Source organism: Robinsoniella sp. (assembly GCF_034124845.1).
Map to the genome: position 1 here is coordinate 1 of NZ_JAWYAJ010000120.1, position 5,999 is coordinate 5,999.

A 5,999-nucleotide genomic window follows, 5' to 3' on the forward strand; every position below is an offset into this window, starting at 1 on the left:
ACGGAGATGCAAAACATTTGTTTTGTGCAACTTTTAATTTTAAAACACGCTCTAGCGCTGCCTGGATGGGAACAGTTGTAATGATCCAGTACAATGAATTTCTCATAGTTGTCCAAAAAACTTTATCCCTGAATATTTTTGTATAATTTTCGACTCCCACAAAAGTCATGTTTTTGAGAGTGGACCAGTCGTAAACGCTGCTCCACCCAACAAAGACAATGGGATATAAAATATAAAATACAAAGAATAATATAGAAGGGAGAATAAATAAATATCCGGGAATATTATACTTTTTCTTTATCCTTTTACTCGATGCCACATTACTCATAAATTGATTCTCCTTTCAGACATGCGAAGCGAATTGGCATACCTTTTTTTAAAGAGCATCTTGTGCATCCTGAACTGCCTGACAGCCTTCTTCCGGTGACAATTCACCTGAACCGACACCTGCTAAAGCATTCTGGAGTGCCGTCTCTATTGTCGGTTCACTGATTCGCTGGTTCATAGCACTGTCAAGGTCTTTGGCAAAAGAATTATACTGATTTACTAATTCCGGATTCAGTTCTGGATTCTCAGGTTCAATTCCTTTAAATGCAGGCAGGTTGTTTACATCGTCTGCGCATGCTTGTATTCCGGCACCGGAACTAAAAGATTTAATGGCTTTCCATGCCGCATCAGGATTTTTGCAGTTTTTTGTTATACCATATCCGAAATCGATACCTCCAACCGGAGTTGCTGATTTTGCCGCCGTTCCAATGGGAGGCAGATAGAAAAATCCAAAATCCCAGTTGGCGACTGTAGTTGCGGGATCTTCCGCAGTAAATTCCTGACACCACCAGGAACCAAGTACCATCATAGCTGCATTATCTGATACAAATGCAGGAGTTCCATTCGTGTTGGCATCGGCAGACATTGCTCCTGTCTGGAAAATTCCATCGTCAAACATCAGCTTATAATTCCCCATAGCCTCAACTAACTTCGGATCAGTCCATTTAATTTCTCCCGCCTGTGCCTTATCAAAGATCGTAGTATCTAATTGAGAGCACAACATTGTAAACATATTTACAGCCTGCCAGCCATTGGATCCGCCAAAGAACAATGGTGCCACTCCGTTATCATTGAGCGTTTTACACACTTCCTTAAATTCATCATATGTAGTAGGAATTTCTAAGTTATACTTCTCAAAAACATTTTTGTTATATACGATACTTATAATCTGCGCCTCAACCGGCAGAATATAATTAGAGGTTTCCCCATCTTTATTTCCCATTTGAATTTGGTCTGCAATCATATCCGGATAGTTTTCTTTCCAATTATCTCCCCAGTCTTTTGCTGCATAATCAGAATAATCCATTAAATAGTCCGCATACTGCGCTGTTAACGATCCGGGCTGCAAACCAATGATATCCGGCAGGCTGTCCGATGCTGCTGCTGCCGAAAGGGCGGACAAATACTCCGGATCATAGTTATAATAAGAAAATTCAATCTTGATTCCGGGATTTTCTTTTTCAAATGCATCCAGCATCTTTTCACAAGTACGCGTTATCGGGGACCATGACCACATTGTTAATGTGGTATCTTCCCCGGAAGCTGCATCTGCTGTTTCTGATTTTGCTTCCTATGTATCATCTTGTGAAAGAGTTTCTGATTTAGTTGCTCCTGTCTCTTCCTTGATAGTTGATTCTTTTTCAGATCCCGATGTTTCTTTTTCTCCGCCTGCGCACGCTGTCATCCCCAATACCATTGATAAAGCTAATAAAATACTTGCTGCCTTTTTGAACTTCATACCTTTTCCTCCTTTAACTTACATCCTGTTTTTGTTATTTATACTCATATTTTTACCGACAGGCAAAAACACAAATACCTTCTATTATAATCTTCGATTTTCTCTGTTTTCCTTATATATTTCTAAAAATCTGGCAACTTCATCCTTATCTAATGCATTTTCTCCCCCCAGAAGATATTTTGTTATCAATATCTGCTCTGCAATAGATTCACATGCTTCTACCACATTCATGGCATCTTCTACCGTTTTTCCTACAGCCAGGCTCCCATGATTTCCCAGAAGAACAATCCGATAACCATCTGCAAAATAAGGTTCCGCCATAGTCATAATAAATTTTGTTCCGGGTGCACCATAAGGAACACAAGGGATTTTGTGGAAATTACCCATCATTTCCGGTAATGCCTCCGTTTCCACATCCAATCCTGCCATAGAAAATGCAGTGAGTACTTTTGAGTGGCTGTGTACGACACCTCCCACATCCCAGCCGTTTGCTTCGCAAATATCATATGCCATGGAATGCATTATAATTTCCGATGTCTCTTTCATTCCCCATATCCTCTCACCATTTGAATTCACCACTGCTATTTTCTCCGGTGTCAAAAGTCCTTTGTTCTGCCCGGTAGGCGTGATATAGATTTTGCCATCTGATTTTGCCGAAATATTCCCGGCAAAAGAATTAACAAGACCTTTTTCATCCATTCGTTTTGCTACAAACAGTACCTGACCCAGCACCTCTTCCGAAATTCCTGATTCTTGCATTTTTACTTTCATTTCTTCGTTCATGTTTACACCCATCTGCATATTGCAGCAAAAACTGCAATAAAGCCCTTTCTATCTTTTATTTTTCTTTCATCCCTCCTGAGATGAACTTATACTTACTTACATATCCCTTTTTCAACCATGCTCTGTAAATCCATATCCCAGATCGCTTTTTCCTCTGCCCGGGGCTGATATTCTTTCATTTCGAAAGAATGTGCTGATAATTCTCTTATTTCATCCACTGTTTTTATTTCCTGGAGAGAATAAAACTGAGTAAGTATATTTCCGGTTAAGGTAGCATATGGCATACCACAGAAAACAGGCATCTCCAATGCATCACTAATCATCTGCATCAGAACGTAATTGCGGCTGCCTCCGTTTATTACAGAAACTCTATGTAAAGGAATACTAAGCTCATCTTTTAAATATTCAAAACAGTATTTTATCTTCAACGCTATACTTTCCAGGATGCATCTGGCAAATTCTGCATCCGCATTTAATAATTTCTGTCCTGTCCCGGCAAGAAATCGATTCATTTTATCCTTCATATTGCCTTCCGGATTATTTATGGACGGTTCTTCCACATCAATGTAAACATGCTTTGATTCGCAGTTTATTACCATCTCCATAATTGCAGAGTAATCATAATGTTTCCCTTCCGTGAGCCATATTCTGCGAAGTTCGTTCAGGATCCAAAATGCTGAAAAATCCCGGTATAAAATCTTTCTACCGTCCAAAACCCCGGCATTTTTATATCCGCCTCTATATGCTTTTTCCGATAGGTTGCTTTTCATTAATTCTGTTCCCATATTTACATTGGTTCCCATACTGATGTATAGCTGATTTATACCGAAATCAGGGATTCCAAGAACGGCTGCTGCTGTATCATGTCCTGCAGCTGCGATTACTTTTGCCCTGCCCATTCCTGTCGCTTCAGCAATATTCTTAAGAACTGTTCCTCTTTGTGTTCCTGCGTCAACCAGAGGCATCAGCATTCGGTTATGTATCCGAAGAGTATCCAGTACCTGAAATGCCCAATCATTCTGCTCCGGCATCAGCATACCTGACGTACCTGCTATTGACCGCTCTGTAGATTTTACACCCGAGAGAAAATATTCCAGCAGATCCGGTAAAAACAGCATACATTCCGCTAAATCCAGAATCTTATCGTTATGTTCTATGTAAGAATATAACTGTGGAAGTGTATAAGTCCTGTTAGGCTGGCATCCTGTCATTGCAAAAAGCTTTCTCTTCGGTAAAACCTTATACAAATTTTCTACCGAATTTCTGGTCCGCAGATCTCTGTAATGATATACAGGTTCCAACAATCTTCCTCTTTTATCCAGCAGACCATAACTGGCTCCCCACGTGTCAATAGACACCGCTTCAATCTCGTGTTCCTTTGCATAGTAGGACATCCCTTCTAAAATGCTGTTATATAGGCCAAACAAATTCCAATATAGGTTTCCATTCAGTTCCATAGGCCGATTTGGAAAGTCAAAGAATTCATCTACATACAATTTGTTTCCTTCAAAATATCCTTTCGCCATCTTACCGCCGCTGGCACCAAGATCCGCTGCAATTACTATCTTTCCACCCATGATTAACTCCTCTCTTGTTGAAGTTGAAAATTGCTTTTTATTTCTTTTTCGATAATATTATTCTATATTCATAATTTAATTTTGTCAATATATATTTTAATATTTTATTTTTTACCATTTTTTAAGCATTATCACTAAATTTTATCTTGTATTTTGCCATAAAGAGTGTTAATATACGCTTATATTATATCGAAATAATTATAAATGGTAGATAATAATCACAAAAAAAGAAGATATGCCATATCATTACCGGCACATCTTCTTCTTTACATTCTATACCTTATTCGATTAATCCTCTTTCTTACTCTCCGCCACCACTTCCGTACTCATATCCTTAAATCTATCCATATCCATCTGCCCTAATGTCCTGTCCACCACAATCGCATTCACCATAGAACCAGTTACATTAAGGAGCGTTCTTCCCATATCAATAATCGGGTCAATTGCCAGAATCGGGCTGACAACCGGAAAGGAGGATGCCAGGCCTACGCCCGAGAGGGCAACGGAAGCCGCCATCGTAGCAGTTCCCGGTATTCCTGCAATTCCCAGGGATCCTAAAGTCACAACAATAATGGACATTGCAATAAAGGTAATATCTATGGGCATACCATTTACATTTGCTACAAATACAAGGAGCAGCGCCGGAAATACTCCTGCACATCCCTGCATACCCGCTGTTGTTCCAAATCCGGCCACAAAATTGGCTGTACCGTCATTTACACCCATTTTATCGGTGAGGGTTTCAATGGTAAGCGGCAGAGAGCCTACACTTGACCTTGAAGTAAATGCTAAAATCATAACAGATATGCCTTTTTTAAGGTATATCCCCGGATTCACGCCAAAGATTACCAGGGCAATCAGCTGAATCACAAACATAATTGCCACTGCCGTATACAAGGCCGCAATGAAAATTCCCACTTCCAGAATACTTTCAATTCCCTTTTGAGCAATGGTATTTGCCAGCAGTGCAATAACAGCATAAGGCATATATTTGATAATTGTCATGGCAATACTCATTATAATTTTATGAAGTGCATTGATCAGGTCAAAGAACGGCTTTACCACATCAAAGTATTTTTTTGACATTCTTTTGGCACCCAAACCAAAAAATACGGCAAAAATCACCAGGGCGATAATATTTACATCCACCATCGCCTGAGCCGGATTGGCGGGCAGCAGCCCTCTTAGAGTATCCACCACTGTTTTAATTTCTTTCATTTCCACTGCTTCCGCTGTAGTTGACATTCCAGTTCCAACCCGGAACAGAACACCTACGCACAGTCCCACAACCACAGCAATAATAACCATCACCATCGTTACCACAATGGTATTTTTCGTCAACTTTCCGATGTTGGCATCCTTTTGCATATTGATGATTACATGAATAATAGATACCATAACAAGGGGTACAACCAGCATTCTGATCAAATCTATAAAACCATTGCCAAACAAGCCATACCATTTCGTAGTTTCCGCAACAAAAGTAATTTCCATCGGCTGACTTACAAATCCGGATACTGCCTGTACAACCAGTCCCAGTACCAATCCAAACACAGTACCGATAATCATTCTTTTGGAAAAACTTACTTTTCGTTTTTGAATTCTGTTCATCACTATGAATAATACGACTAAAAGCCCCAGGCAAAGCAATGTCCGAATGTCACTTAACATTAAAAATTCTTTAAAAAATACATTATCCATTCTTATCTACTCCCTTATTGAAAGATTTATCACTCCGTCATTTCTTGTATCCAAATAGAATACCCATTAATAAGGTGATACATACAACTTCACTATTGTAACATACACACAAGCGATGGACAAGATTTTTTCCGATTTATTACCGGTAACGT

General features: G+C 39.5%; 6 protein-coding genes. All 6 read right to left on the bottom strand.

Going from position 1 to position 5,999, the window contains the following annotated elements; translation table 11 throughout:
- Positions 1-328, bottom strand: a 328-nt coding sequence (locus ACH2DQ_RS05730; protein ID WP_394914947.1) for a carbohydrate ABC transporter permease, incomplete at its 3' end; no start/stop codon positions are given.
- A 48-nt stretch (positions 329-376) separates the two neighbouring features.
- The gene (locus tag ACH2DQ_RS05735) at positions 377-1,564 is read right to left on the bottom strand and encodes an ABC transporter substrate-binding protein (RefSeq protein ID WP_395025919.1); all 1,188 of its coding nucleotides are present in this window, start codon (positions 1,562-1,564) and stop codon (positions 377-379) included.
- Positions 1,565-1,618: 54 nt separating this feature from the next.
- Complete coding sequence (locus ACH2DQ_RS05740) at positions 1,619-1,786, bottom strand: hypothetical protein (RefSeq protein ID WP_395025921.1); 168 nt, start codon at positions 1,784-1,786, stop codon at positions 1,619-1,621.
- A gap of 84 nt (positions 1,787-1,870) precedes the next feature.
- On the bottom strand, positions 1,871-2,569 hold the full coding sequence (locus ACH2DQ_RS05745; protein ID WP_394914949.1) for a class II aldolase/adducin family protein: 699 nt from the start codon (positions 2,567-2,569) through the stop codon (positions 1,871-1,873).
- 92 nt (positions 2,570-2,661) lie between these two features.
- Positions 2,662-4,146, bottom strand: coding sequence for a rhamnulokinase family protein (locus tag ACH2DQ_RS05750; RefSeq protein ID WP_394914950.1), 1,485 nt, complete (start codon positions 4,144-4,146; stop codon positions 2,662-2,664).
- 288 nt (positions 4,147-4,434) lie between these two features.
- Complete coding sequence (locus tag ACH2DQ_RS05755) at positions 4,435-5,847, bottom strand: cation:dicarboxylate symporter family transporter (RefSeq protein WP_394914951.1); 1,413 nt, start codon at positions 5,845-5,847, stop codon at positions 4,435-4,437.
- Positions 5,848-5,999: the final 152 nt, after the last annotated feature.

What these genes read in the sequence shown, in the direction of transcription:
- ACH2DQ_RS05745 (WP_394914949.1), bottom strand. Translation starts at nt 2,569, where the DNA reads ATGAACGAAGAAATGAAAGTAAAAATGCAAGAATCAGGAATTTCGGAA.
- ACH2DQ_RS05740 (WP_395025921.1), bottom strand. Translation starts at nt 1,786, where the DNA reads ATGAAGTTCAAAAAGGCAGCAAGTATTTTATTAGCTTTATCAATGGTA.
- ACH2DQ_RS05735 (WP_395025919.1), bottom strand. Translation starts at nt 1,564, where the DNA reads ATGTGGTCATGGTCCCCGATAACGCGTACTTGTGAAAAGATGCTGGAT.
- ACH2DQ_RS05750 (WP_394914950.1), bottom strand. Translation starts at nt 4,146, where the DNA reads ATGGGTGGAAAGATAGTAATTGCAGCGGATCTTGGTGCCAGCGGCGGT.
- ACH2DQ_RS05755 (WP_394914951.1), bottom strand. Translation starts at nt 5,847, where the DNA reads ATGGATAATGTATTTTTTAAAGAATTTTTAATGTTAAGTGACATTCGG.